This window comes from Belliella marina, from assembly GCF_042682445.1.
Taxonomy (GTDB): Bacteria; Bacteroidota; Bacteroidia; order Cytophagales; family Cyclobacteriaceae; genus Belliella; species Belliella marina.
The window spans coordinates 482,611-508,836 of sequence record NZ_JBHUHR010000015.1; the positions used below are offsets into that span (position 1 = coordinate 482,611).

Genomic DNA, 26,226 nt, shown 5'->3' on the forward strand with positions numbered 1-26,226 from the left:
CAATAATGTTAGTATTCATCAAAGAATAGGTTTACAGTCGATACTCCTGGGATTTTTTTTAGATCTGTAACAAGATTCGGTCCCAGGGTTTCTGATTTGAGTTTGATATAGTATGATAATTCGATCATATCCCCCTCTTCCAGCTCAGTACCTTTCAAATTTACAATTTTATTTTTGTGGCAATAATTTTTCAGGACGTTTTGAAAAGGGTTTTCTGGGGATTTATCTTCTTGATATACAACCTGTAGGAGAAATTCCCTCTTGGGTGGGCTGGCATGATTCAGCTTGGTGGTGATGAATATTGCCAGTCCGATCAGAACTGTGCTGGAGAATGTGACAGCATATAGCCCCACACCTGCCGACAGTCCGATTCCGAGGGCAAAGAAGATGAACATGATATCTTGGCTGTCTTTGACTGCTGTCCTAAACCGGATGATGGACATGGCACCTACCAAACCAAATGCCCGTGCGAGGTTATTGCCTATGACCATAATAACCAATGCAGTGATCATGGTGAGCATAATGATGGCATTGGTAAATGTCGTGGAGTAGCTTACCCCCCTATAAGTCACCCTGTAAAGTATCGCAATGAAAACCCCACTGACCAAGGAAACAAAAATGTTGGAAATGGCTTCCCTAACCGTCAGCGAAAACGTAAATATATCTTGTAAGTTTTGCTCCATATTATTCAATTATAAGGATTCTTCTACGCTTTTAGCGTACTTCGATAATGCTTCGTGTTTCAGTTCAAATTCTTCAATGATAGATTTTGCCCAACTTGGCATCTCACCATCAAAGTATTTTACTTCCAATATAAAATAGCCAATCCAGGCTCTGGTCAGTCCAAAGTCAGAAAATAGCTGTTCCAATTTTGGTATCGCGCGGTAACGGATATTTTTGTCAAAAGTAATCCTCACCCCAGGGTCGAACTTCCCATGGTAGGCTTCCCTATCATATACGATTAGGTTTTGTGGACGGAGATTGTATCTTTTGATGTTGTATAAAAATCTTGAAGCATCTTCTTTTTTTGGAGTCGTTGTAGGTCCAAAGCAAGCATCTAAGTTGCCGGTCTTTAATAGGTCTCCAAGTTGGTGAAAGGGGATGAATGCCCTGTTTTTCATGACCCTATCTTCAAGTTTCCTCTTGATTTCTAGGACAATTTTTGTATTTCCTTTTGGATATCCATATCCTCTTATCCGCATTTTCTTTCGGTCTTTCAAACCTTCGATTTTCTCAAAAAATGAATTGCTGCTATATGAATCGAAATAGATACTGCGAACGGTATATTCAGGGTTTGCTTTTTGGGAATCGGAATACTTATCAGCTTCCAAAAATGGAGCAAACCGATCCCTGAGCTTTGAAAGCATGACATTGGGGACGAGGTATTTTTTTTCGTAGCGTAGCCTAGTCATTTGGAGATCGTTTTGTTGAATGACCGTGTTAGATACTCCCATGCAGATACTTCACCAGTGATGATTTCGACTTCAGTCAGCTCACCGATGTACTCCAGATTCTGGTCTTTTACTTCGGCGGTGACAAAGAACACCTGGCGATTGTTTATTTTTTGCACGACATTATCGATCTTTATTACATTTCCTTCAAGTATTTTTCTATCCGATTTGGTTAGTATACGCACTTTGTCACCCCTATGGGTAAAACGCTTATCAAAAATTTCCACTGGTAGCAACACCATCACCGATGTGGTGTCAAAAACATTGATTTTCATCATGTCAGGTAGGTTGTTGGAGTTCTTCATAATCACCCCCCCAAAAGGGGATACAACTGTGAAATGCCCAAGTCTTTCCCTGATTTTTTCAATCTGATTTTGGGTACGGATTATTTTTGATTTGATCAGTTCTTCCTGCTCGGGTTTTTCTCCCGTGATGGCTGAGCTGTATTCAGCTGCCCGGATCTGGACTTCATACTCCTTTAGTTTTAGCTGGTTGAGAAACAGATCCATCTCCTGATGGGTGATGACAGAATCTTCAAACAACTTCCGGTTTCTCTCAAAGAGTATTTTTTCTGTTTCCAGGTCTTGTTTGGCCAACTTCAATTTTTCGTCTGTGACCTGAATGTCTTCAGGTTTTTGTCCAGTAGTGAAAAATAGCAACTCAGAGTTCAGCACTTCCAAAGCATCTACCAATTCTATCAAACGTCGCTGTTCCTCATTGGAATGGATATACCCTATCGTGTCTCCTTGGACGATATGGTTAGCTTCTTCAAAATCAGGGTTCAACTCAAACCCAACTACATCTCCCCGTGAAAACTCTGTGACATTAAAGGAAGTGGTAACCCCTTTGATATTGTCTTTGAAAGATGAAATGAAATTGCCGTCACCAGATCTGGAAAGTGTCCATTCTTTGCCGGGTATGACCAGGCCCTGTGTGTGGATCTTGTATGTCAATAAATAACTATTCAACAAGAAATAAACCAACCCTGCAAAAAGTACTATCATAGTACCGGTGAGAACGGTCTTAAACAACTTTTTGATTTTCAAAACTTATGGAATTTGGTACTTTAGTAAGCAAACGTAATGTCAAATATAGGGATAATTAACATTATAAATAGTTGAACGAAATCTATCTGCCAAGAAAAAGATTTTTAGAGGTGTTTTTGGAAGAATCTTATTGTGTATTCAGATAATATCTCCTGAACAATCCCGGAACGTTTCTGTAAAGCAGCGCTGAAAATGCAAACAAATAGACCGCTTCAGTTGACAATAAGGCGATACACACGCCCAATGCCCCATAAACGGAAGTAAGCCAAATAGATGCGATGATCATATATCCACAGGCAACAAGGGAGACTTTGAAGAGTTGCTGTTGCTGGTTGGTTACCAAGACTATCAGGACGTTGGCCATATTGAGACAGGCCAAAAATGGAATCAAGGAAAGTACCCTTAGATAGAGAATGGCATCTTCCAATCTGCTTTTTGACAATACCAGTACGATAAATGGAGCAAGAAAAAAGGTGCCAATTGCAATCAAGAAAGAGATGATCAAGCCCCTTCTATAGACCCTTCTCAGGAATTTTATAAAAAGCCGCTCATCCTTATTGTAAAGTTTGGTTGCATTCGGATAGATAGATTGGATAAGGAGTGAAGGAAACATCCTTGCAACCATGATGATTTTTTCTGAAAGACTGTAAGATCCCAATATCTCGGAACTGGCAAAAAAACTGAGTATGACTAAGCCCCCGTTGAGCGAAATGTAAGAACTCAGGTTGGATAGGAAATAGTGGATATTGTTTCGGAGGGATGTATAAATCTCTTTGAGTCTAGGCTTAAAAAAAATGATATGCATCTCAACCCTGATATAATACAGCAATAGAATATTGATTCCCAATGCACTGCCTCCGAGCAGAAAATTAACCCATTTGGATTGTTCAGGTGTAGTGATAAACAGCACTATTCCCATCAAATAGATCAGTTTGCTGAAAATATTGCCCATGGAAATAAGCTTCATTTTCTCCATTCCCTGAAAAAACCAAAGAGGGAGTGTAGCTTCCGAAAAAAGCAATAAAATAGAGAAAGCCAAAATGGTTTGGTATTCTTTGAACAAGTCCATGCCAAAGATTGCAAAAAACAGGCATACACTGATGATAAGTGCAATGATGACTTTCCCAGAGATGATATTGGAAATCAATAATGAAAGTTCTTTCCTGTTGCCTTGGTTGACAGCTACATCCCTAGGGCCACTGAGGTTGAAACCAAAGCTCACAAAGATATTGGATATAATGATGACTGAAAGGGACAGATTGACCAATCCAAATTGATCCATGCCAATGGACTGGATCAAAAGGGGCATGGATATGATGGTTATCAGAATGTTTGAGGCCTGAATGATACTTAAAAAAATAAAATTTTGTATAGACTTGTTTCTAATCAGGTTGCTAAAAGGAAAGGATGAGATTTTATCAAACATACTTTTTACCTAAAATCAAGAATTTCTCAGATATAAATTGTATTGCCTACCCGCATATAGGAAAATAACCGATAACAAAGTCCCAATAATAGCTCCAAAAAATATCCCTTTTTTTAATTTGATTTCAAATTTTTCGAGAGGGTATCTTGGCGCATCAATGATCTGTATGAGTGGAGAGTTGTTCCTTTGGCTGACTTTTGCTATTTCAAGATTTTTTACAATCTCTGTATAGATTGCACTTGAAGACTGTACATCTATTTGTTTTTTGGTCACATCCACATTTCCCGCCTTCAAGAGAGGGTTTGGGTTTGGTGTTTTGTCCGTGAGTACTGCAAAAGCATTGATATTATCACTTAAGACTTTTTTTACGCTGTCAGCTTGTGCTTGAAGGATTTGGAGGTTTTCAAATGTCTTTTTTGTCTTTGTCTCGAAGTAAAATGCGTTTACATTTTCTACCAAAGTTTCGTTGAAAACCTTGGAAAAAGACTCGTCTTTGGAGGAAATGACTACTTGGATAATGGACAGTTTCCGATCAGGTTTTGATACTTTGAGATGTTTTTCCTTGATGGTTTTGGTGAGCTCTCTCAGGACAGAATCTTGGGTGACAGTGAAGAGTTCTCTGTCTTTTCGGAAGTCCAAAGAATTGAGATCCACTTGTTTTTTCCATTTCTGATCCAGTTTGTTGAACTCAATGTATCTTTCGATCAAAAGTTTATCGTTTTCGAACGGACTCAGAAGGGTTTTGCCCAGCATATTGCTTGACTTGTATAGTTCTATGATATTATCTCCCTGGAACAACCCACTCGATCCTCCAAGCGAACCCAGGTTCACACCTACCAAAGATGCCAAACCAGACATCTGTCCAATTCCGCCCTTGTCCGAATCTTCCAGAACAAAGGTCGTCTCTGCTACATAGACAGGTTTTTTTAGATAGGAAACAAGCGCTCCAAGTATTGCTCCCAGAACCATCCAGCTGGCGATTACCTTCCATTTGGACCAGAAATAGACTTTCCAAGACCTCATCCTGAGAACCAATTCCTTGAATGTGATTTTATCGTCCAGTATATGTTTTTCCGACATGTTAATTTCTTAGATGTTTAACCTCAATTCTTCTACAAATTCACTTCCATAGATTAATTTCCAGCGGGGGTATTGTTGTTTGTCAATTGTGTGACAATCAGCACCAAGGTGGCCAGGCCTGTCGTCAATCCCACAATTTCTCCAGGTTTGATCGGCATTCTAGGTCCCTTGGTCGGGACAAAAATCTCCGCTCCGGGTTGTATGGCTGGATATGACCTGATCGCAATAAAACTTTTGGTCCTGGCAACTTCTCCATTTGCATAGACGACATATGTCCGTTTCCTATTTGCCCTATTGTCAAATCCACCAGCTCGGTTGATGTAGTTTTTGAGGTTTTTATAGTTTTCGTACCTTACCGTGGTGGGGTATACTACATCACCACGCATCCTTACCGTCTGAAGCTGTCTCGGAATGGAAATAATATCGCCTTCTTCCAAAATCAAGTCAAAATCCGAACCCGGATTGCTGAGGATTTTGCCAAGATCTATGGCTACAGCTTCCATTTCTTTGATTTTGATGGGGGATATGTCTGCTTTCGATTCTGCTATTCCGGAAATTGTTTCTTTTTTCACCGCTGAGGCTGAGGAACTTTCTGCAGCATCTTTTGCGTCAGTATCTTTGTTACCCAAGCTTTTGAAAAGTCTCTCAAGCAATAATTCCTGGGCTTCTGTGTTGTTGGGATCGTATTGTAGTTTTTGTTGCAGATCAATCAGGTTTTTTTGCCTTCTGAGTTGTTCGGATTCTGTATCGAAGTATTCTGTTCTCCTGATCAAAGTGGCGCCTTTTGGATAGGCAAAAGCAGTGAGTCCTCCTGCTCTATTGATGACATCCGAGACCCTTTCTTTGGCAGACTGTACTGCAAAAGCCCCCGGGGAATTGACTTGGCCTTCTATATAAACCATTTTTTCAAGTGTGAAATTCGGCTTTCTTCTGATGATCACATTGTCAAATGGTTCCAATATCTCAGTATTGCCACCAGGGCTTAGGTCAAGGTTGATACTCACTGGTACCAAAACAGAAAATGCCCCTGCCTCTGGTTCTGAAATTCTTCGGGAGATTTCTATGTCTTTGGTACTGGCAGCCTCTCTGAGTCCTCCAGCCATGATGATCAAGTCCTCTACGGTCATTTTTTTGGAAAAAGGGTAGGTGCCTGGCTTGCTTACTTCCCCCGTGATCTGAACATATATTTCTTCTTTGAGGTCATAGATACTGGATACTTTGATGACGTCTTCACGCTGGAGGGGAATGTCCTGTTCCGTTCCCTCCAGGATGTTTCTTAGATTGATAGCAATCACCTCTGTACTCAAGTCATCGTTTGTTCTCAAGATGCTTGCCCTTTCAAGATATGCTTCACCTCTTACTCCATCTGCATTTTCGATCAACTTTTTCAAGGTCAATCCATCAGACAGTGCATAGTTGCCTTCTCTGAATACCGCACCTTTTATCTGGACACGGTTGCTGTACCTGTTCAGTACTTTTCCGACTTTGTACACATCACCTCCTTTTACGGTAAAGATTGAAAACTGATCCTTGAAAATATCGGATACTGCCCTTTCTTTCCCACTGACCCTTGTCACGTTGATACGGTCTTGAAAAGCCTCATCTGTAAATCCACCAGCATATTTCAATAGTTGACCAAAGCTTTCACCAGATTTGACTTCATATATTTTCGGCCGTTTTACTTCACCTTCCACTGTCACCCTTCCCTCAAATGGCTCTACCAATACCACATCTTGGTCTTGGAGTTGTTGGTCGAGATTGGCATTGCCATTGATCAAAAAATCGTAAATATCAATGGTCTTGACCAGTTTTCCATTTCTCACCAATTTGATGTTTCGCATGGTGCCATTTTCGTTGGGACCTCCAGCGGCATAAAGTGCATTGAAAACAGAACTGAATGCACTCAATGTAAATGTTCCCGGCAACCTCAATTCTCCCACTAAATTGACTTTGATGGTCCTGACATTTCCCAATGTGACTTGGAGAAATGTGTTGGGATTGGAACCTCTCATGCCTTCATAATAATTGGAAAGCCTGTTTTTTAAGATAGCAGTAGCCTCTTCTATTGACTTACCTGAAAGGGGAATGGGGCCAATATTGTCTATGATTGCAAAACCATCTGGATTGATACTGGCCTCGTAGTATTTTTCGGATTGGCCATATACATCCACATAGATCATGTCTCCCGCTCCGAGGATATAACTTTTTGGGGTTGCCAAGTTCAAATTTGGCTCAAAAGTCAGCTTTCTGTTTTTGTTGTAGAAAAGATCTGCTCCAAAATACGGTGAGACTTCTGATTTCATGGATGGATCTTGTTGAAATTTGAAGAGTCCTTGGGTAATTTCTGCAAGATCTCCTTGGTTTCTTGGTTCTCTTTTGGAAGCGGAAGCACTTGTTCTTCCCGCAGCGCTATTGAAATCCAATTTTTCTATTCTCTCTTGGAGTTTCTCAACCTGGGAGTTTGGTAAACCTCTCAACCTTGCCATTTGGATCAATTCACTTTCGGAAAGGCCAGCCTCATTGGCTTTGTTGACCAATTCCTTGATCTGTTCATCTGAAAGCTCGTCCACATTGATACTTGAAATATCTGAGATGGATTGTGCTTGGGATTCGGCTGGAACCATCAAAAATAGCATGCCTACCAAAATAATTGTAGCTGGGATTAATCTATAGAATGGATTTAAAGGGAAATGCATATTGAAAATTGTGATTTTAGACCATTTGCTTTCTTTGAAAAGATGACTGACATCTAGCTGAATAAGAAATCGGTATTCTTCCAACATAAACTTTGAGAAAACTTGCGTAAAGATAACTATTCCATGCTGTAAAGAAATAGCTGTATATTTAAATTAAGCTGTTTTTGGTTATGCTGTACAGTTTTTGCAGATTTCAATCTGCTTTCTATCCTGTAGGAGTGACTTTCTAAAGTGCTGGTATTTTGGGTTTTTCCAAACTTCCGGCATGGTGTTGTAAGTGAGCTGGCCCATAGTGTGTTCCCCATCTTTGTCAAAGCAGCAAGGCACAACCCTTCCATCCCAGGTGATGACAGATCCTTGCCACATTCTCCAGCATTTGTTCTCCAATTTCTTTTTGATTTTCCATTTTCCATTATTTCCCATGATATACCTTGAATATTTTTGATCCTTTGGGATCAACTCCGAGCCATTTTCAAAATCATAGATCTGGGCAGACTTTAACTGTAACTCATCAATCCGCATTGCATTAGCCCATGATTTTAATTCGCTGAGTTGATGTTCATTTTTTCCAGTTACCAAAAATTGCAGGATGATCCGCGGGTAAATCTGTTTCCTCTCGGTTCTTTTTTGGATTAGCAATTCCAAACCCTTCTGGACTTTGGACAAATCCCCCCCGATACGGTAGTCTTGGTAGATTTCTTGGGTAATGCCATCCATGGAGACGATAAGCTGCCTGAGACCTGAATCCAATGTCTTTTCTACATTTTCCAAGGTAAGATAGTGGGCATTGGTGGAAGTTGCTGTGAATACCTTCCGCTGATTGGCATAGGTGACAAAGTCCAAAAACTTTGGATGGAGATAGGGTTCTCCTTGGAAGTAAAGATGCAAATAGGTGAGATAATCACCATTTTCATCAATGATTTTTTTGAAAAGATCTTCCTTAATCATTCCTGTGGGCCTCGTAAAGCTTCTCAAACCACTTGGGCATTCTGGGCATCGAAGATTACAGCTTGTCGTTGGCTCAATCGAGAGGGTCGTTGGTTTTCCCCAAATTATTGGAGTCTTCGTAACTCTACTGAGCTGATAAGAGAGCGATAGGAGGATAAGGTTATAGATTTTTTTGCAACTCAGGAAGCGCCAGTAACTATATGCGGTGATTAATTTATTCACAGGTACTCATTCAGTCATTTTGGATGTAAGATAGTGATTTGTGTTTGATTCGGGGATAGATTGGGGATATTGCATTTGATTTGGAGACCTTGAGAAGACGGATATGAGGGGAGCTACACCAAAGTTAGAGATTTCTAAAGGGATGTCAAGACCATGGAAATGCGAAGCCTTCAGAAAGAGATCATTTTTTTTAATTATTTCTTTATAAAATGAGACATCAAACAGTTATTTTTCGTTTAGACAATATTATTCAACCTAAAATTATTAACACTATGAAAAAGTCATTTACTTCCATTCTCCTAGGGGCATTTTTGGCATTCTTTGCCTGTTCAGAAGATGAAGCTCCAGAACAGCAGGTCGTTGGGAATTGGGAATTGATTGAATCTATTGGCTCTTGGCCTGTGGACTCCTCTTCCGATACTGAATTAGACTTCACCACAAATTATCAATTCAACTTTGACGGAACCTTCACAAAGACAAGGACTACTGATGATGTAGAAGAAGAGGCAACTGGAAATTACACTGTTGTATCAAATACAGACGGTACATATATAGATTTAACCTTCGAAAGTGGTCTTGAAATCATTGAAAGTTGTCATTCTGAAACTGAAGTTTTTGTTTTAAAATCCAAAAATAGATTGGAAGGAACTTGGGGGACATGTGATGGGATGAAATTTATATTTTCAAAAAGGTGAAACTTAGTTTAAAAAAATAAGACATTTTGGAATTAATTTCTATTTTGAATATAACTCACCAACCATCTGTCATGAAAAAGTCATTTACATTAATTCATTTGGAGGCACTTTTAGGCTTCTTTACATGATCTGAATATGAAACTCCAGAACAGCAGATCGTTGGGAATTGGGAGCTTGAAGGGATTAACACTCATTTTGTGCAGAGTACTACAAAGAAAGAGGATATTGATCTTATTGTTGCTTATATGTTTAATATAGTCAGTACTTTAATAAAATGACAATGGAGATGGGACATTATATTTTTCTGAAAAGTTAATGGAAACAAAAAAAAGCGGAGAAACATTAATTCTCCGCTTTTCCATTTCACAGATTACCAAGTGGCATTATGCATTTTTTGAGTTTTGCTCTCCTGCAAGCTCTATCAGGAAGCTATCGATCGTACCACGCTTTACATGTGGCATGACGACTATTTTGTACCAATCTGGTTCGAATTCATAGGTGTTTGCTACCAAGTAGTATTTGTCTGCAAGTTCGGCAGACATATATTTAGCCTTGATGGCAATGATATTGTTGAATGGATTTCTGAAGTATTCCACACCCATCTTCTCCAGTTTTTTACATATCCGCTCTGTTTTATCACACAGGGTTTCCATTTTGTACTTCCAGCCCTCCGATCCATGGATTTTCAAGATCATCCACATGGATATGGCATTGGCCCCAGACCTGCTGCCGCTGATGGTATAGTCCTTCCCGGGAATATACTGGGCTTCATCGGTTTTTACATATTCTATAAAGCCCTTTCTGATCAAAAACAGACCTGTACCATAGGGAGTCTGTAACATCTTATGGCCATCTGCAGTGATGGAATTCATGTAGGGGTTTTGGAAGGTATATCGGCTTGTGGTATTGGTAAAGGGATAGATAAACCCTCCATAGGCTGCATCAGCATGGATTTTGAAATTCACATTTTGGTTGCTGAAAAAATCCCCCAGCATGTCAATGTCATCCACCGATCCAAACATGGTTGTGGATAGATTGGCAATCACAATGAAATATTTGATCCCATTGGATCTGGCTTCTTTGATTTTTTCGGTCAAAGATGATTTGAGGATTTCCCTTGATTCAGGATCCACATTCAGGATGATGTTTTGGAGATTGAGGATATTGGCTCCTTTGGGCATGGAGTAGTGAGAGTCCTCTGAATATACGAGGCCAATCTCTCCCAGTCGGGCACCAAATTCCTTTATAAAATAGTTCCGATAGATCCACATAGCTTGAATATTGGCTTCTGTACCTCCGGTAGCCACATAGCCATCTTGCCCATTTGTTTCTCCATTATATACTTCCTCAGAGACTAGGCGTATGAGGTCTCTTTCGATCTTTTGGGTGCCTTCAAATACCTCAAGTACGGATTTTTCGCTCAATGTATGGACTCCTATATGGTTCGGGTTGCGTACCATGGCGGACATATATGGAGCGTCTTGGAGAAATGGTGCATCGGGATAGAATTCTGTGGTATCCAGATAGGTCCCAGGAACGCCTAGAATCGGTCTTTCGCCTCTATAGTCCAGGTTTTCCCCCAAGGCTTTGAATATGGTTTCTTTGATTTGCTCGTGTGATAATTTTTTCCAGTACATAGTTTTATTTAAAATGGGTTGAAATTAATTCCAAATCTTCCAGGCAGCTTCTGCCTGAAGATGTAGCATTTCCAAACCATTTTTCACTACTGCACCGCGCGCTTCCATTGAGCGCATCAAAAAAGTTTTTTCGGGGTTGTACACCAAATCATACACCTTGTGCTGCTTAGAGATCAAATTTGCATTGATCGCAGGCATCACTTCTGTATTGGGGAAAGTTCCCAGTGGTGTGGTATTGACGATTAGGTGATGACTTTTGAGAATTTCTTCTTGCTTCTCCAAATCTTCATAAGTGACCCAGCCTTCATTTGTACTGCTTCTTGTTCTGGATACTATCAGATAAGTGATCCCAAGGTCCTTCAAGGCTTGGATTACAGCCTTTGATGCTCCACCAGTACCCAATACCAATGCTTTTGGTCTTTCGTCGCCCAACCATTCAGCCAGAGATTCTTTGAAACCAATATAATCTGTATTGTAACCTTTTAACTTGCCATTTTTCACTTTGATGCAATTGACGGCACCAATGGCTTCGCAGGCCGGGTCAAGTTCATCCAGGTATTGGATCACTTTTTCCTTGTAGGGAATAGTGACACTGAGTCCTTCCAGTTCATTGTTTTCTTGGATGATTTCTTTTACCAAATCAACTTTTTCTATTTCGTAGAGATCAAATTGACAATCCGTAAGCCCTTCTTTTCCGAACTTTTCGGTAAAGTACTTCTTGGAAAATGAGTGTGTAAGGGGATAACCTATCAAGCCGAATTTTCTCATTGTTTTTTCATGTAATGTGCAAATCTTTCAATACCGATAACCAATAGAATCCCAAATGAGAATGCGAATATTGCAGGCAAAAATAAGGATTCTTGTCCTGTCAAAGCAAGGTAGTTTTGCGGGAGGATATTTTCTGTCAATAATGGTTTTTGGACACCGGAAGAAGACATTCTATAACTGAGGATGATTTTCCAAGGCCAAAGTTTATTGATAGAACCAAGCATAAAGCCTGACAATAGTCCTATGGTGGCAGAGTGGTAGTTTTTCAATAACCAAGAAATCAACCGGCTAAATGCCAAGAGGCCTGTGATACAGCCAGCTGCAAAGATACCTAAAACCATCAGATCCCTATCCGATACTGCAGCAAGTATTTTCTCATATTGCCCCAGCATCAGTAGGAGAAAGCTGCCGGAAACCCCTGGTAAGATCATGGCGCAGATCGCAATTGCCCCAGAGACAAAAGTAAACCAATGTCCTTCTGGAGAGCTCACGGGAGGTATATTGGTGAATAAGTATGCACTGACTATCCCAATGAATATGGCAATAATTACCCCGAAATCCCATTTTTTGATATCACGCAGAATGATTACCGCAGAGATGATGATCAGGCCGCAGAAAAAAGACCAAACCGGGATAGGGTGGTTTTCGATGAGGTGGGTAATGATCTTGGATAAGACAAAAACACTCGTAAGAATACCAAATAAGAGGGTTGCCAAAAAGCTGCCATTGATATGCTTCCACAGTGCTTTGACTTCAAATTTGAATAATAGCTTGAGTGCGGTTTGGTCGATGGCATTGATGCTATCTAGCAGTTTTTCATAAATTCCTGTAATAAGAGCTATAGATCCGCCAGATACTCCTGGCACAATGTCAGCAGCACCCATTGACATCCCTTTCAAATAAGTAAGGATTGTATCTTTGAATTGGTTCATGGATGAAAACGAAATGGACTGCCAACATGAGATACGGCAGTCCAAGAATTATTTTATAATTTTATATCGCCTAAGAAGTGGTCGAAAGTATCTCCTCTAAGTCCCAAACGAATCGTCTCCAATGGGATGAGTTCGTTTGGTGCGATATTTCCAAGGTTTACATTGGCACCCAAAAGCTTGACAAACCATACTTGCTGTTCTTTTTGTGGAGCTTCCCAGATGATTTTTTCTTCTGGGATTTTGGTTAGGATCTCTTCTACCAGTCCTTGCCTTACTTCACCCGAGTCTCTGAACAATCCAACATTTCCCCCTTCCCTTGCTTCACCTATTACTTTCCAAGAACCTGCCTGCAGTTCTTTTTCCATCTGTTCGATCCATTTGTAGGGTGGGATGATTTTGGCTGCATCTTTAGATCCTACTTCGGACAATACCGTGACATCCTTGGCAAGGGTTTCTATAAATGCGCATTTTTTGTCATGCTGAAGGCTGATGGAGCCATCCGATACTTCAGCGAAGCTGAGGTTGTATTTCTCCAGTACCCTTCTGTAATCTTCAAATTGGTCCCGGATTACAAAAGCCTCAAATAATGTACCTCCAAAATAGACTGGAATACCTGCATCTTGGTAAATACTTATTTTTTCAGAAAGTCTTTTTGTTAAATATGAAGTCGCCCAGCCAAATTTTACGATATCCACATATTCTCCATGCGCATCTACAAAATCTTCAACTTCTCTTATGCTGAGGCCTTTATCCATGACCATGGTAAATCCCGATGTACGTGGTTTAGCAGTACGTACGGGAACGTTATTGAGAACGTAATTCATTCTATCGATTTTTCTTTAAATAGATTTTAAGCGGGGTCTGATCCTGCTTTAAATTGTGAGATTATCTTGAAAATTGCCTTCTGGTGTTTCACTTCAGGCATCAACTCATACAATAAGGTATGATTTTCGAAGTCCAAAGTTAATGCATTTTCTAAATAAGTAAAGGCTTCTTTGTATTTACCTGATTTGATGAGATAAACTACCAATCTGTAATATAGCTCAGCATTTTCGGGGAGCTCTTCTATCCCCTCCTTGACCACATCTTCTGCTTCTTCAAATCTGTTTTGGTCAAAATAGATGATGGACAGGTTGATGTATGTTTCCATAATGCCAGGCTCCAGATTGATCGCTTCCTCATAAGCTTCGGAACTTGCATGTAGGTTTCCCAGTTGGTATTCAGCATCTGCTAGGCCTACCCAATAATTGGCATTGTCATCGGAAAGCTTGATGGCTTTCCTAAAATAATGGATGGCTTCGAAGAATTTTTCTTTTTTCAGCATGCACATACCCAGACCAAACCATGCATCTTCGTATTCGGGGTCAAGCTTAGCGGATTTTTTGAAATACTTGAATGCTTGGTCGATTTGCCCCAGTTTTTCATATGCGGCACCCATGTAGCAGCAGTTTTCAGAATTTGCCCCTTCACAGTTGATTGTGTTCTGATATGCCTCCAGAGCCAATTCAAATTGCTCTGTGTTCATATAGGCATTGCCAAGGTTGAAATAGGCCGAGGCAAATGAGTCATCGATAATCAATGCATATTCATATGCTTTGATCGCCTCATCGAATCTAGCAAGCCTATTATACACCACTCCGAGATTGTACCAAGCACCCGCCGAATATGGATCCTGGTCAATGAACTCTTGATAAAACTCAAGAATCTCATTAAAAGAACCTTCTTCTTCAGTGATCATCGCCAACTGGAAGAGGGCATCTTCATGGTTGACTTTCATTTTGACACATTCTTTATAATAGTACACGGCTTTTTCCTTGTCCTCTGTGGCCCGGTAGAAAGTCCCCAGGGAATAATATACTTCCGCTTTGTCATCTGCCAAAGGCAAAAAATCTTCAAGAATGAGTATTGCTTCCTTTGCTCTGCCCGAAATCATCATGGCATTGGTCAGGGCTAGGATTATTTCCTCATTGTTGGGGGAGATATTGTTGATGTTTTCAAGCATCTCTAGCCCTTCTTCCAATTCATCATTGAATATCAGACACTGTGCTTTGAGTAACTTGATTTCTATGCTGAAGGGAAATTTTTCAAGGGCGTGGTTGGAAGCTCGCAGTGCTTTGAGGAATTTTTGGTTTTCAAAGTAAAACCGGATGATATCTTCCAGCTCCTCCTCTTCAAAATAAAGATCCAAATTGGCTTTGAGTGAGTTTTCAAACCTTTCCACCAACTCCTTATCGTTGTTCCATTCGTTTTCAAAATCTCCGGTCATTGGCTATCCTTTTAATTCTAACTTAAGTTACCAATTAAATTAGTGTCGCAAAATCTATTTTTAATTTTTTTCAAATTGCTGCCATACTTAATCCAGTCATAGCAGATTTGTTCTCAACGGATGTTTAAGGTCTTTCGTTCAGTTTTGCCCAATTGAGGGTTTCTTCCAAGGTCCTAAACCCAAACCCTAGCTCTTTCTTGATTTTTTTGTTGGACATTATGAATCGAAGTTGTGCCAACCTGGCAGTTTTCGAATTGAGTGGGATTTTGCTTATTCCGAGCTTTCTGGCAATCCACGAAAGTGCAAGTACCAACTGCAGCATTGGTGTACTTACTGCTTTGTAGGGCGCTTTTTTGCCAAATGTGCTTGCGATTTTCCCAAAAAAATCTTTGTATGAAATGGTATCAGCATTGAGGATGAATCTACTACCCCAAACTCTTTTTTCACACAACATAAACACTGCATCCGCAATGTCGCGAACGTCTACATAATTGACCAGTCCCAGAGGGTAATAGGGTTTTTCCTCCAAGACATAATTATAGATGTTGGTGCTGCTTCTTTCATCGCTGATTTTTCCCAATGCTATGGAAGGGTACACGACGATCACTTCCAAGCCTTCTTGGGCAGCCCTCCATACCTCCAGTTCCCCCAGATATTTGGAAACGGCATAGGGTGTATTGAGTTCTGATGTTACCCATTTGTGGTTTTCATCTATGGTTTGGATGTCCGGAGTTCTTCCCAATGCTGCAACGGAGCTGATATGAATCAGCTTTTTGATGTTTTTTTGGAGCATCACATTGACGACATTTTCTGTACCTTCCAAGTTCGTCTTCATGAGCTCTTTGGAATTCTTACTTTCATAGGATACCAATCCCGCTGCATGGATGATCAGATCCATCCCATCAAAAGCCTCCTCAAGTGATTGGTAATCATTGATGTCGCCATCTTTCCAGGTGATGTTGGGATCATCCAGTAGTTTTGTTTCCGAATTTTCCCTTTTCAGCGCATAGATGTCGCCAAAACCTATAAAGCGTTTTGCAATATAACTTCCGATCAGACCCGTTGCCCCTGTGATTAATATTTTCATAGAGTTTTGTTCAAGAGATCCAATTGTTGCAGCTTTTCATAGTACTTGCTCTTTGGAAGTGTTTCCAAGGCATCCAAATAGCGACTGTTGTGACAGTCAGTCCCCACCAGTTTTATACGGTTTTCATTGATTATTTCTTCCACAAAAACCTTCACTTCCTTTGAGTAAAATCCCGTAAGGGAAAGGAGGTTTATCTGGAAATAGACCTCCCTGTCCAGAAGATCGTGCATCATTTTTTTGTCATTGATAAGGTAATAGTACCTCTCTGGATGTGCAAGGATCGGTTTGTATTGCTGGAGTTCCAATTCATAAATTGTATCAAACAAAATCGCAGGCTTGTTGATAAAGCCCGTTTCGATCAGTATGAGGTTTTCTGATACAGTGAGCAATTGGTCTTGGTTTTTGATCTTCTCGAAGAAAAATTCATCCACATAATACTCCGCTGCGGCATTGATTTCAACCTTGATTTCATTTGCCAACAATTCTGCTCTCAAAGCTTTGAGTCCCTTCAGAATGATCTGTGGGGTGTTTTTATAGAATTCCCACATTATATGGGGTGTTGTGATGATTTTTTTCAGTCCATAACCCTCCAATCTCCTGATCAGCTCTATAGATTGCTCCATGGATTTGGAGCCATCATCGATTCCTGGAATCAGGTGTGAATGCATATCCGTATGCATCCAGTCCAAATTCAGTTTTTGGTCAATCGACTTGGATTTGTTTCTACCGAAAATATCAAATATACCCATTTATAATCCCCCGGTGATTTTGGTGAATTCTTCTAGCGTATTCCAGCCACAATCTTTTTCTGAAATAATAGGATCGGACACTTGCCAATCTATATTCAACCCGGGATCATTCCAGAGAATTCCACCTTCACTTTCTTTGTTGTAGTAGTTGGAGCATTTGTATACAAATGTGGCGGTTTCCAAAACAGAAAACCCATGTGCAAACCCTTCGGGAATAAAAAGCATGTTGTGTTTTTTTGCATCCAGTACCAAGCTGACTGCCTGGCCATAGGTTTCAGAGCCTTTTCTCAAATCTACCACCACATCCAAAACCTTGCCTTGGGTCACCCGGACAAGTTTTGCCTGTGCATGCGGCCCTTTTTGAAAATGCAAACCCCTTACTGCTCCTACAGAAGAGTGGGATTGGTTTTCCTGAACCCATTTGACATCGATACCATGTGCGGCCAGGGTATCAGCCCTAAATGATTCAAAAAAGTAACCACGACTGTCTTCGAATACATTAGGTTGCAATTCTAACAAACCTTTTATTGGTGTAGAGATAATCTTCATTGTGTTTAATTTTGCTGGGAAATATTTGTTTCAATTCCTCCATCTACAATTAAGCCAATAATGGTTTTTTGCAGACTTTATTTCCCCTTCCATCATCCAATTTGTTCTGCATAGCATTAAAAGATGGATGAAGTTGAATTCTTGGATGTACCCAGCTTAGCTTTTCTTTGAAATAAGATTCAAATATAATAGGAATTCAAGCTAGGTTGGTATTTTTGTGATATATTCATCAAGGAACTAAATAGAAGCTACTTTCCTTCTTTAAAAACAGAATCATAAAACATATATGACAAAATACGCCAAAAAACTCCAAAAACTCCATGAAACAGCCCCAAAAGAGGATACGGCTGTTTTGGTTGCGCTTATAAAACAAGGGCAATCTGATAGGCAGGTACATGACTATTTGGATGAGTTGGCCTTTTTGACAGAAACCCTCGGGGCAAAGACTGTATATAGGTTCACCCAAAGATTGGAAAAACCAGATGTGAAGAGTTTTGTGGGAACTGGAAAATTGGAGGAAATCAAATCCTATATTGAGCATTTTGAAGTAGACATGGTCATCTTCGATGATGATCTTTCACCTTCGCAGATGCGTAATCTTGAAAATGAGCTCAAAGTAAAGGTGTATGACCGATCTCTACTGATATTGGATATTTTCCTCAACAGGGCCCAGACAGCACAGGCAAAAACACAGGTGGAGTTGGCTAGATTCCAGTATCTCTTGCCCAGATTGACCAGGATGTGGACTCACTTGGAGCGTCAGCGTGGTGGTACGACTACAAGGGGTGGATCTGGTGAAAAGGAAATCGAAACAGATAAAAGAGATATTAGAAACAGGATCACCCTACTGAAAGAAAAACTCAAGGAAGTTGAAAAGCAAGGTGTGACGCAAAGGAAAAGCCGAAAAGGAATCGTCCGTGTCTCGCTAGTAGGATATACCAATGTGGGGAAAAGCACATTGATGAACCTGATCACCAAGACGGATATTTTGGCAGAAAACAAACTTTTTGCTACGGTGGATTCTACTGTTCGGAAAGTGGTCTTGGAGAATATTCCATTCTTGCTTTCGGATACAGTAGGGTTTATCCGAAAATTGCCTACGCACTTGATCGAATCTTTCAAATCAACCTTGGACGAAATACGGGAAGCCGATTTGCTTATCCATGTTGTGGATATCAGTCATCCCGGGTTCGAAGACCATATTTCGATAGTCAACCAAACTTTGAATGAGATTGGGGCAAGGGACAAGCCGGTTCTCCTGGTGTTCAATAAAATCGACATGGTGGATCAGATGCCTTCTGAAGAAGAGCAAATGCAGATGACAGAGTTGGAGTTGGAAGAGAGTAACTACCTCGATTTTGAAAAACTTTCGGAGGCATATACCAAAATAACTGGTATTCCCCCGGTATTCATGGCAGCCCATGATGGGACAAATGTCGAAGAAATGCGTGAGGCACTGGTAAAAGAGGTGAAAAAAGAACATAAGAAAATGTATCCACATTATCTTGAGAGCGAAACGATCGACATGTCGGGATTTGAGGAGTAAGGTTTAGATCCCAGTGATGCTATTTGGGGCAGGTGCGAATGATGAGTTCAATAAAAGAGGTGTAAATCAGGAAGTAGGTTTTGCTTTCCATGCTCAGACTTAAGGTTAAATCTTGTTTTTATCCTTATCTATTTTATACAAATCATTCAAACTTTTCACAAAAGAAGCAAGTATTGCAATCTGCAAAAGTATATAAATGTGCTTGGGGATTTCGAAGGAAACAAATGTAAAAGTATTATATGTATTCCAATGATAGATTACCCATCCAATGTTCATGCTAAACAAAATCACCAATAGCATGTAAAGAGCTTTCCCAAAAGTTTTCATAAAAATCGTTTTCGACAAAAGAACTGAAATTTCATTAAACCCCAAAGAAAATTTAGTGATAAATTATGCGCAATGCTTAAGGATCCATATACCCTAAAAGCATAGCTGTATCAAGGTTCTTGATTTAATCCCAAACTACCCCAACTCATCGGGAATTTTCCTTGGCTCATCTTTTTGTAGGAGGCAGTTGGCTTTGCGCTGACTAGTTTTGAAGCATCAATCATTCTAAACAGAACCAAATATGAACAGGGAATTGGTATTACTCAGAACTTTCTCACTAGCGATGGCTGGGGGCATGGTTTTACTTGCATCAGTTGCATTCAAAAACAACGGAAATCATCATTTTGAAGAAATCAATGCCGAACGAATCAATATCGTAGAGGCTGACGGTACTGTCAAAATGATCATCACCAATGTGGATAAGTTTCCAAACGGTGACACCAAAATCAATGACAGACCTACCAATGCAGACAGAAAGAAACGCTCCGGGATGATTTTCTTCAATGAAGATGGCATAGAGTGCGGAGGGTTTATCTATGACGGCGCACTTACTGAAAATGGACACAGTGCAGGTTTATCCCTGACATTTGACCAATATGACGGAGATCAAGTGATGCAGTTGTTGACCACAGATGCCAAGCAGGGCGATCGAAGAAGGGTAAGCAGCAGCCTTGTGTTTATGGATAGGCCAGAGCATGAGTCTCAGCAAAAAACGATGGAAATCATGGCGGAGGTACAGGCTTTGAGAAAAACCGACCCGGCTGCAGCTCGTGCAAAAATGCAGGAATATCAGGAACAAGGATTGGCTGGAGGTGCACCTAGGGTGATGCTGGGGAAGTCAGGGAGCCAAAACAATGGACTTTTCTTATTTGATGACCAGGGGATGCCCCGTGCCATGTTCTACGTGGACCAAGCAAATCAGGCAAAACTTGATTTCTATGATGAAAATGGGGAAGTGCTGTTTTCATTCCCTCCTGTAGAGGAATCAAAATGATATATTTATAGCCCTTTTTGACAGAAAGGGCTATTTTTACATCCATCCCCACGGCTATGAAAAAGTTTTTCCTATCCCTTTACCTGAACAAATACTTTTTGGCGTTTATTGTCATTTTTGCCTACTTGGAGGCCATACAGATTCGGTTTTACTATATCAAGAAGCTTCATTGGCATTTGTTCACACCTGACGCTGCCTTAGGTCAATTGATTAATGCCTTATTGCTATTTGTGATCATAGGCCTTGTGATCAGGAGATTGGATGTTAAAATTCTATTCTCCCAAGCAATTAAGGTTTTCTTTATCTCACTCGCAATCTATGTGTTTGGAAACAATTTTCTGTCCTTTCTGATAGCATTGGCCTTCGGTACTGTAGAAAGAAACTTCAACACGCATTCATTGGTAAGCAGCAATATCAAACACGTCATTGATGTTTTTGTCTATGGAGGTTTTTTTCTTGCCAACTATTATTTCCACAAGAACCAGGAAGACAAAGCGAAACTTTCCAAATTGGAAAAGGCGCAGATTGAAAGCCAATTGGCACAATTGAAAGCCCAACTGGATCCACACTTCCTTTTCAACAACCTCAATGTCCTAGACCAATTGATCGAAGAAGATAAGGAAAGTGCATCGGGGTTTCTCCATGACTTCTCTGATATCTATCGATATGTTCTCCAATCCTCCGACCAAAAACTGGTCAGTTTACAAGAGGAACTGGATTTTGCCCAACGCTACTTTAGGTTGATGCAGCATAAGTATGGAGATGCCTACACTTGGGAAGTGGCCGGCCTGGTCAACCCAAAGGCATTACTTCCCCCTCTCAGCCTGCAGCTGCTGATAGAAAATGCCATAGAACATAATATGGGATCCGAAAAAATGCCAATATCCATCAAACTGTTGCTGGAGGAAAATACCTTGACGCTACAGAATACACTCCGACCAAAAAGAAATCCAAAAACAAGAGGGGGAAGGGCACTTCAAAATCTCAGGGGGCAGTATGAACTCTTTGGAAGTAAAGTCCCTGTCATATCAAAAGGTTCTGATATATTTGAAATCCAATTACCTCTGATAAGTGAAGATGCAGTTTGATATATTGATCATAGAAGATGAAATGCCCGCCAGAAGAAAACTCAAGCGGTACTTAGACCAGTTGGAAGAAGAGGCGTGTGTTGTGGCAGAATGTGCCACGGTGGAGGAAGCGATTGTGTTTTTTGAGGAGGGAGGCAAAGCTGATCTTATCCTTTCCGACATTTCCCTGCAAGACGGCAACGCCTTTGACATCTATCGTGAAATCGCCCTCAAATCCCCGATTGTCTTCACCACCGCCTACAACACGTATATGCTGGATGCTTTTGAGAGTAACGGCATAGATTACCTGTTGAAGCCATTTACCTTTGAGCGCTTTGAAAAGGCTTGGAAGAAATTTTTGCTGTTTCGGCAACAAGTGCCTCCCCAAAAGGAAAGCACTTCATCATTGGGCAATAGTACTGGCTTTAGGAGTAGGTTCATTGTCAATACAGTGAAAGACAGTTATTTTTTGGACGTGGAGGCTATTGCTTTCTTCTTGGCGGAAGAAGGTGTCCTCAAAGCCATGGATCTGCAAGGTAAGAGCCACTTGATGGGAATCGCCACATTAAAGGAAGTAGAAGAAAAGGTCGACCCCAATAGGTTTTTTCGGATCAATCGCTCGGAACTTGTCCACAAAAAAGCCATAATCCGTATGGAACGCTATGGCAAAAACAACCTCGCAATCCAAGTAACAGGATATGACAAAAAGCTGATCACCAGTCAGGCAACCACAGCAGCATTCAGGGCTTGGGTGCAGGAGTAATTCCGATTGTTTCTCGCAAAGAACTCAAAGGAGCAGAGATATGCAAAGTTAGATTTTTGAAGCGAGGTATTAGAAGCGAGAAGACTGCCCTGAAGGGGCATTTGATACATGACCCGATGTCAAAAAGAATTCAGTTGATGTTTGCCCTGAAATGCCTGTCCCGAACCGAAAGCTTTCGGTTCGGGAGGTAATTGAATAGATATCGGAAACTTAGGAAAATCAGTAGAAAAGTGTCAAGTAAAATCAGGATGTGACATGTTTTGGCTAAAACCGAAAAAGAACACACACTCCACCAAACAAAAAGCCTTGCCTAAAAACGGAGGATTTTAGTTACTTTAGTCAGAATTTAGAGGCAACCTGAGAAAATAAGATGAGAAAAATATTGATAATAATTCAGGTATTATGGTTTACCCTTGATGTAGGCTATGCACAAATAGCAAAGACTAAGATTATCGACAATGGAAGCAGTGGAGATTACAAGTCCATTGCCGTAACGGAAAAGTCTCTTCCCGATTTTGTAGTGTACCGCCCCGAAAACATCAACAGCGCTGTAGGGAAAGAAGGAAAGCTGCCCATTTTGGTTTGGGCAAATGGAGGATGTATGAACTCTTCTATCCATCATGAGCGATTGCTTTCGGAAGTTGCCTCACACGGATATATTATTGTAGCTATCGGCAAATTACAAATGACCATAGAAGAACGTGAACATCAACATACGGCAGACAAGGAACTACTCAAAGGGATAAACTGGATTTCTGAACAGGCGAAGACAAAAGGGAGCGACTATTACAAAAATATAGACCTGGATAAAATTGCCGTAGGTGGACAGTCCTGTGGCGGGGCACAAGTGATGGCCATAGCAGATGACAGACGAATAAAGACCTATTTGATGTTTAACTCCGGCATGGGTGATATGACTATGGCTGGGGCAAACAAGGAGTCTTTAGAATCACTGCACAGTAGGATCATCTATATAGAAGGCGGAGAATCGGATGTCGCTTTCAAAAATGCACTCATGGACTACGATCGTATCAACCATGTCCCCGTGGTGTTTGCCAACCACCTAACAGCTGGACACGGGGGAACCTTTGCGGAAAAACACGGAGGTTCCTTCGCTGGAATTACTATGGATTGGCTTGACTGGCAATTCAAAGCCAAAGACAAGTCCCATATCTTCCTCGAGAATGACCTGAGTACTTATCCTGGTTGGACCGTGAAATCAAAGAATTTTTGAAAGTCATAAAGCTAAAAACAATGAAAATGCAAATATTAGGTACTCTGCTCATTTCGTTATTGGTGGCTACAAGCTCCTGTTCTGAAAAAGACCTCTCACTGGTCAAAGTAGAAGAGGGGATACTGCAGGGTAAGACAGAAAATGATCTGGTTGTTTTTAAAGGAATTCCATTTGCGGCACCACCAGTTGGGGAGTTACGCTGGAGATCCCCCCAACCTGCAGCAGAATGGGAAGGTATAAAACAAGTAAGCGAATTTGCACCTTCCCCCTATCAGCCCGGAAATCCTCCTGCCGGAAAAAGTGAAGATTGTCTTTACCTGAATATCTGGACACCTGCCAAATCATCGGCAGAAAAACTGCCAGTTATGGTCTGGATATATGGAGGGGGATTTAGTTTTGGGACTACAGCTGACCCCATTACATCTGGTACTGCATTGGCCCAAAAGGGGGTGGTCGTTGTGAGTATTGCTTATAGAGTTGGTCAGTTAGGTTTTATGGCACATCCTGAGTTAAGTGCCGAAGACCCCCGTCATGTATCTGGCAACTACGGTTTGCTAGACCAAATTGCAGGGCTGAAATGGGTACAGAAAAATATTGAAGCATTTGGTGGTGACCCCGACAAGGTGACCATATTTGGGGAGTCGGCTGGCGGTATATCGGTGAGTATGCTTTGTGCATCGCCTTTGGCTCAGGGATTGTTTCATAGAGCAATCTCCCAAAGCGGTGGGTCTTTTGGACCTACACGTGCAGCCACCTTTCCTGGCGAGAATATGAAAACACTCCAACAAGCTGAAGCTGCAGGTATATCCTATGCACAATCAACCGGGGCTCTTACCCTGGCGGAATTGCGTGGGTTGGATGCCGATAGCCTGCCTATGGGCATGGGTATGGGTGGTGCATGGCCTATCATAGATGGCTATGTACTGCCAGATGATCAGATCAGGCTTTATGAAAAAGGAAAATACAATGATGTCCCTGTACTCATCGGGTACAATTCAGACGAAGGGCTCAGCTTTACCAGAGAAGCAAATCCGGAAGATTTTAAGGCCAATGTAATAAATCGATATGGGGAATTTGCCGACACCCTGTTGTCTGTATATCCTCTTGGCGAGAACAACATCCCCAAAACCGCCCGCGACCTCAACCGTGATGCGGCCTTTGGCTGGCATACATGGACTTGGGCAAAGCTCCAGTCACAAACTGGAGATGCTAAGGTATATTTCTATTATTTTGACCAACATCCCGATTTCCCGGAAAATTCACCAAAGTATGGCCACGGTTCGCCTCATGGTCAGGATGTCGCTTATGTATTTGGGACAGTAGACGAACAGCACCCAGATATCGCTTCTGCGGACATCAAACTTTCGGAAACTATGATGAGCTACTGGACAAATTTTGCCAAATATGGAAATCCCAATGGAGAGGGAGTTCCGGAATGGCCGACATTTAGTACCGAGAAGCCCCAAGTAATGTATCTAAAAGCTAATCCACAGATAGAATCCGTCCCAAGTGAGCAACCACTGAAAGTATTGGATACCTATTTCAAATGGAGGTTTACGGAGGAAGGCGAAGCCTGGGCCAACTAACATTCTGAAAAGGCAAACAGCATAAAATGTTTAATCCACTAGAAAAATCCCCTTGATGCCCATCACCATAGGCAAGTCTTGCTTTGGGTTTCTTGCTAACAACCTGAGTTCGACTATTCTCACTTTGTCAAAACAGTTTTAAATGGTGAGAACTACGAAAAGAAGGTGCGAACTTTTTTATGAAGTAATATTGGGTATTGCGGATTGAAAAAGTGAAGTAGATTGCCGTTTAAAACCGAATAGTCGGCTCAGTCAATAAAAACACCAAATTCAAAAAGTAAAAAAACACTAAAGTCTTCGCCTAAAGGCGAGTCCCCCCAGAGAGAGCCATTAGGTGTTTGAATATCTTGGAGAAGGGGATTTTTTTTGGGTTATGAGAGGTGGTGGATATAAGTAAAATCAAAAATGTAGTTTATTTACCACATTTCTTTGTTTGTTGACGAAGGTTATACTCCATACGCTGATGCAAAGTATTGAAATAGATTGTTCTGGATTTCTAAAGACATAGGTTTCCCTTTTAAGTCTTCAATGACTTTCGGAAGACATTTGTACAAATTAAAAAGTGCGTCAGGGTCACCTGTAACTATTTCATAAAAACTAGCCCCATCAATAAGTCGAATTGATTCATTAATTGAAAATCTTACTCCTTTTTCTTTGTCCGATGGAGTGAAAGGTATATTTATTCTTTCAGGTTTTCGTGGAATAATTGTCACATAATACGCTGTAAAATCCTTAAAACTACTGTGCTTGTAGCCTACTAAATTCTCCATGGCTTGATAAAGACCTGATAGATCAGAGCCTTTTACAGTATTATATTTGTTTTTGATTTCTGCTATGATTTTTCTGTCTTTATGAACCAAGTCCATAATTTGACCAGTTTCCAAATTTTCCCATCCATCTACTTTCCCCAGTATTATTTGGTGAAAATCTCCTACATGATTTTGGAGGGATTTTTGGGCTTGGCGTGTTTTTTCTGCGATCAACCATTCTTCATGTGAAATGTCAAATCCAGAAATTTGAAACAATGCTGAAAACGGATCTAAAACATTTTTATTGAATTGGGTTTCAGAATTTTTGAGTGATTTTTCAGCAATATCTAAGAGCCTATTGACAGAATTGTAAAGATGATCATCTGAAAGCCAAGAGAGGGTTTGCAT

Annotated in this window: 24 protein-coding genes; 7 read left to right on the plus strand and 17 right to left on the minus strand. The window is 40.8% G+C overall.

Annotation, left to right across the window (positions count from 1 at the left end; all coding sequences use genetic code 11):
• Positions 1-8: 8 nt before the first annotated feature.
• The 7 genes from ACFSKL_RS06355 to ACFSKL_RS06385 all read right to left on the minus strand — a co-directional run bounded on the left by ACFSKL_RS06355 (position 9) and on the right by ACFSKL_RS06385 (position 8,869).
• Positions 9-683 (minus strand): DUF4956 domain-containing protein, encoded by a 675-nt coding sequence (locus ACFSKL_RS06355; protein ID WP_376884500.1) that lies wholly within the window; start codon positions 681-683, stop codon positions 9-11.
• A gap of 9 nt (positions 684-692) precedes the next feature.
• Positions 693-1,412 (minus strand): VTC domain-containing protein, encoded by a 720-nt coding sequence (locus ACFSKL_RS06360; RefSeq protein ID WP_376884502.1) that lies wholly within the window; start codon positions 1,410-1,412, stop codon positions 693-695.
• Positions 1,409-2,497, minus strand: coding sequence for an HlyD family secretion protein (locus ACFSKL_RS06365; RefSeq protein ID WP_376884505.1), 1,089 nt, complete (start codon positions 2,495-2,497; stop codon positions 1,409-1,411). The genes ACFSKL_RS06360 and ACFSKL_RS06365 overlap by 4 nt, the downstream gene beginning before the upstream one ends.
• Before the next feature lie 127 nt (positions 2,498-2,624).
• The gene (locus ACFSKL_RS06370; protein ID WP_376884508.1) at positions 2,625-3,923 is read right to left on the minus strand and encodes an oligosaccharide flippase family protein; all 1,299 of its coding nucleotides are present in this window, start codon (positions 3,921-3,923) and stop codon (positions 2,625-2,627) included.
• A gap of 15 nt (positions 3,924-3,938) precedes the next feature.
• Positions 3,939-5,003: a Wzz/FepE/Etk N-terminal domain-containing protein gene (locus ACFSKL_RS06375; RefSeq protein WP_376884510.1), complete on the minus strand. Its 1,065-nt coding sequence runs from the start codon at positions 5,001-5,003 to the stop codon at positions 3,939-3,941.
• Positions 5,004-5,056: 53 nt separating this feature from the next.
• Positions 5,057-7,699 (minus strand): SLBB domain-containing protein, encoded by a 2,643-nt coding sequence (locus ACFSKL_RS06380; protein ID WP_376884512.1) that lies wholly within the window; start codon positions 7,697-7,699, stop codon positions 5,057-5,059.
• A 168-nt stretch (positions 7,700-7,867) separates the two neighbouring features.
• Entirely contained in the window at positions 7,868-8,869 is a 1,002-nt protein-coding gene (locus tag ACFSKL_RS06385) for a radical SAM/SPASM domain-containing protein (RefSeq protein WP_376884514.1), read from the minus strand.
• A gap of 272 nt (positions 8,870-9,141) precedes the next feature.
• On the opposite strand from ACFSKL_RS06385, the gene ACFSKL_RS06390 reads away from it, so the two are divergent.
• Positions 9,142-9,564 (plus strand): hypothetical protein, encoded by a 423-nt coding sequence (locus ACFSKL_RS06390; RefSeq protein ID WP_376884516.1) that lies wholly within the window; start codon positions 9,142-9,144, stop codon positions 9,562-9,564.
• 383 nt (positions 9,565-9,947) lie between these two features.
• On the opposite strand, the gene ACFSKL_RS06395 is transcribed toward ACFSKL_RS06390, so the two are convergent.
• The 8 genes from ACFSKL_RS06395 to rfbC all read right to left on the minus strand — a co-directional run bounded on the left by ACFSKL_RS06395 (position 9,948) and on the right by rfbC (position 17,552).
• On the minus strand, positions 9,948-11,201 hold the full coding sequence (locus ACFSKL_RS06395; RefSeq protein ID WP_376884519.1) for a pyridoxal-dependent decarboxylase: 1,254 nt from the start codon (positions 11,199-11,201) through the stop codon (positions 9,948-9,950).
• 24 nt (positions 11,202-11,225) lie between these two features.
• Positions 11,226-11,969 (minus strand): shikimate dehydrogenase family protein, encoded by a 744-nt coding sequence (locus tag ACFSKL_RS06400; protein ID WP_376884522.1) that lies wholly within the window; start codon positions 11,967-11,969, stop codon positions 11,226-11,228.
• Positions 11,966-12,901, minus strand: coding sequence for a DUF368 domain-containing protein (locus ACFSKL_RS06405; protein WP_376884525.1), 936 nt, complete (start codon positions 12,899-12,901; stop codon positions 11,966-11,968). Before ACFSKL_RS06405 ends, ACFSKL_RS06400 begins: the two co-directional genes overlap by 4 nt.
• Before the next feature lie 53 nt (positions 12,902-12,954).
• Positions 12,955-13,725, minus strand: coding sequence for a phosphosulfolactate synthase (locus ACFSKL_RS06410; RefSeq protein WP_376884527.1), 771 nt, complete (start codon positions 13,723-13,725; stop codon positions 12,955-12,957).
• A 26-nt stretch (positions 13,726-13,751) separates the two neighbouring features.
• On the minus strand, positions 13,752-15,167 hold the full coding sequence (locus tag ACFSKL_RS06415; protein WP_376884528.1) for a tetratricopeptide repeat protein: 1,416 nt from the start codon (positions 15,165-15,167) through the stop codon (positions 13,752-13,754).
• 124 nt (positions 15,168-15,291) lie between these two features.
• Positions 15,292-16,254 (minus strand): NAD-dependent epimerase/dehydratase family protein, encoded by a 963-nt coding sequence (locus ACFSKL_RS06420; RefSeq protein WP_376884531.1) that lies wholly within the window; start codon positions 16,252-16,254, stop codon positions 15,292-15,294.
• Positions 16,251-17,003, minus strand: coding sequence for a tyrosine-protein phosphatase (locus ACFSKL_RS06425; protein ID WP_376884533.1), 753 nt, complete (start codon positions 17,001-17,003; stop codon positions 16,251-16,253). The genes ACFSKL_RS06420 and ACFSKL_RS06425 overlap by 4 nt, the downstream gene beginning before the upstream one ends.
• Entirely contained in the window at positions 17,004-17,552 is a 549-nt protein-coding gene (rfbC, locus tag ACFSKL_RS06430) for a dTDP-4-dehydrorhamnose 3,5-epimerase (RefSeq protein ID WP_376884535.1), read from the minus strand. It lies immediately after the preceding gene.
• Between the two features lie 286 nt (positions 17,553-17,838).
• Between rfbC and hflX the strand changes: the two genes are divergently transcribed.
• A complete protein-coding gene (hflX, locus tag ACFSKL_RS06435) occupies positions 17,839-19,098 on the plus strand; it encodes a GTPase HflX (protein ID WP_376884537.1) in 1,260 nt (419 codons plus the stop codon).
• Positions 19,099-19,203: 105 nt separating this feature from the next.
• On the opposite strand, the gene ACFSKL_RS06440 is transcribed toward hflX, so the two are convergent.
• Positions 19,204-19,425, minus strand: coding sequence for a hypothetical protein (locus ACFSKL_RS06440; protein ID WP_376884538.1), 222 nt, complete (start codon positions 19,423-19,425; stop codon positions 19,204-19,206).
• 241 nt (positions 19,426-19,666) lie between these two features.
• Between ACFSKL_RS06440 and ACFSKL_RS06445 the strand changes: the two genes are divergently transcribed.
• The 5 genes from ACFSKL_RS06445 (at position 19,667) to ACFSKL_RS06465 (ending at position 25,069) form a co-directional block, all read left to right on the plus strand.
• Positions 19,667-20,419: a hypothetical protein gene (locus ACFSKL_RS06445; RefSeq protein WP_376884540.1), complete on the plus strand. Its 753-nt coding sequence runs from the start codon at positions 19,667-19,669 to the stop codon at positions 20,417-20,419.
• A gap of 56 nt (positions 20,420-20,475) precedes the next feature.
• The gene (locus ACFSKL_RS06450; RefSeq protein ID WP_376884542.1) at positions 20,476-21,507 is read left to right on the plus strand and encodes a sensor histidine kinase; all 1,032 of its coding nucleotides are present in this window, start codon (positions 20,476-20,478) and stop codon (positions 21,505-21,507) included.
• Positions 21,497-22,249: a LytR/AlgR family response regulator transcription factor gene (locus tag ACFSKL_RS06455; RefSeq protein ID WP_376884544.1), complete on the plus strand. Its 753-nt coding sequence runs from the start codon at positions 21,497-21,499 to the stop codon at positions 22,247-22,249. The genes ACFSKL_RS06450 and ACFSKL_RS06455 overlap by 11 nt, the downstream gene beginning before the upstream one ends.
• Before the next feature lie 370 nt (positions 22,250-22,619).
• Positions 22,620-23,483, plus strand: a complete 864-nt coding sequence (locus ACFSKL_RS06460) for an alpha/beta hydrolase (protein WP_376884545.1) — start codon at positions 22,620-22,622, stop codon at positions 23,481-23,483.
• Between the two features lie 20 nt (positions 23,484-23,503).
• Positions 23,504-25,069, plus strand: a complete 1,566-nt coding sequence (locus tag ACFSKL_RS06465; protein ID WP_376884547.1) for a carboxylesterase/lipase family protein — start codon at positions 23,504-23,506, stop codon at positions 25,067-25,069.
• A 446-nt stretch (positions 25,070-25,515) separates the two neighbouring features.
• Here the strand turns inward: ACFSKL_RS06465 and ACFSKL_RS06470 are convergent, their stop codons facing one another.
• Positions 25,516-26,226 carry an Eco47II family restriction endonuclease gene (locus ACFSKL_RS06470; protein WP_376884549.1) on the minus strand — a complete coding sequence of 237 codons (711 nt, stop codon included), beginning with the start codon at positions 26,224-26,226 and terminating at the stop codon, positions 25,516-25,518.

What these genes read in the sequence shown, in the direction of transcription:
- ACFSKL_RS06355 (WP_376884500.1), bottom strand. Translation starts at nt 683, where the DNA reads ATGGAGCAAAACTTACAAGATATATTTACGTTTTCGCTGACGGTTAGG.
- ACFSKL_RS06360 (WP_376884502.1), bottom strand. Translation starts at nt 1,412, where the DNA reads ATGACTAGGCTACGCTACGAAAAAAAATACCTCGTCCCCAATGTCATG.
- ACFSKL_RS06370 (WP_376884508.1), bottom strand. Translation starts at nt 3,923, where the DNA reads ATGTTTGATAAAATCTCATCCTTTCCTTTTAGCAACCTGATTAGAAAC.
- ACFSKL_RS06375 (WP_376884510.1), bottom strand. Translation starts at nt 5,003, where the DNA reads ATGTCGGAAAAACATATACTGGACGATAAAATCACATTCAAGGAATTG.
- ACFSKL_RS06380 (WP_376884512.1), bottom strand. Translation starts at nt 7,699, where the DNA reads ATGCATTTCCCTTTAAATCCATTCTATAGATTAATCCCAGCTACAATT.
- ACFSKL_RS06390 (WP_376884516.1), top strand. Translation starts at nt 9,142, where the DNA reads ATGAAAAAGTCATTTACTTCCATTCTCCTAGGGGCATTTTTGGCATTC.
- ACFSKL_RS06395 (WP_376884519.1), bottom strand. Translation starts at nt 11,201, where the DNA reads ATGTACTGGAAAAAATTATCACACGAGCAAATCAAAGAAACCATATTC.
- ACFSKL_RS06400 (WP_376884522.1), bottom strand. Translation starts at nt 11,969, where the DNA reads ATGAGAAAATTCGGCTTGATAGGTTATCCCCTTACACACTCATTTTCC.
- ACFSKL_RS06405 (WP_376884525.1), bottom strand. Translation starts at nt 12,901, where the DNA reads ATGAACCAATTCAAAGATACAATCCTTACTTATTTGAAAGGGATGTCA.
- ACFSKL_RS06410 (WP_376884527.1), bottom strand. Translation starts at nt 13,725, where the DNA reads ATGAATTACGTTCTCAATAACGTTCCCGTACGTACTGCTAAACCACGT.
- ACFSKL_RS06415 (WP_376884528.1), bottom strand. Translation starts at nt 15,167, where the DNA reads ATGACCGGAGATTTTGAAAACGAATGGAACAACGATAAGGAGTTGGTG.
- ACFSKL_RS06420 (WP_376884531.1), bottom strand. Translation starts at nt 16,254, where the DNA reads ATGAAAATATTAATCACAGGGGCAACGGGTCTGATCGGAAGTTATATT.
- ACFSKL_RS06425 (WP_376884533.1), bottom strand. Translation starts at nt 17,003, where the DNA reads ATGGGTATATTTGATATTTTCGGTAGAAACAAATCCAAGTCGATTGAC.
- rfbC (WP_376884535.1), bottom strand. Translation starts at nt 17,552, where the DNA reads ATGAAGATTATCTCTACACCAATAAAAGGTTTGTTAGAATTGCAACCT.
- hflX (WP_376884537.1), top strand. Translation starts at nt 17,839, where the DNA reads ATGACAAAATACGCCAAAAAACTCCAAAAACTCCATGAAACAGCCCCA.
- ACFSKL_RS06440 (WP_376884538.1), bottom strand. Translation starts at nt 19,425, where the DNA reads ATGAAAACTTTTGGGAAAGCTCTTTACATGCTATTGGTGATTTTGTTT.
- ACFSKL_RS06445 (WP_376884540.1), top strand. Translation starts at nt 19,667, where the DNA reads ATGAACAGGGAATTGGTATTACTCAGAACTTTCTCACTAGCGATGGCT.
- ACFSKL_RS06450 (WP_376884542.1), top strand. Translation starts at nt 20,476, where the DNA reads ATGAAAAAGTTTTTCCTATCCCTTTACCTGAACAAATACTTTTTGGCG.
- ACFSKL_RS06455 (WP_376884544.1), top strand. Translation starts at nt 21,497, where the DNA reads ATGCAGTTTGATATATTGATCATAGAAGATGAAATGCCCGCCAGAAGA.
- ACFSKL_RS06460 (WP_376884545.1), top strand. Translation starts at nt 22,620, where the DNA reads ATGAGAAAAATATTGATAATAATTCAGGTATTATGGTTTACCCTTGAT.
- ACFSKL_RS06465 (WP_376884547.1), top strand. Translation starts at nt 23,504, where the DNA reads ATGAAAATGCAAATATTAGGTACTCTGCTCATTTCGTTATTGGTGGCT.
- ACFSKL_RS06470 (WP_376884549.1), bottom strand. Translation starts at nt 26,226, where the DNA reads ATGCAAACCCTCTCTTGGCTTTCAGATGATCATCTTTACAATTCTGTC.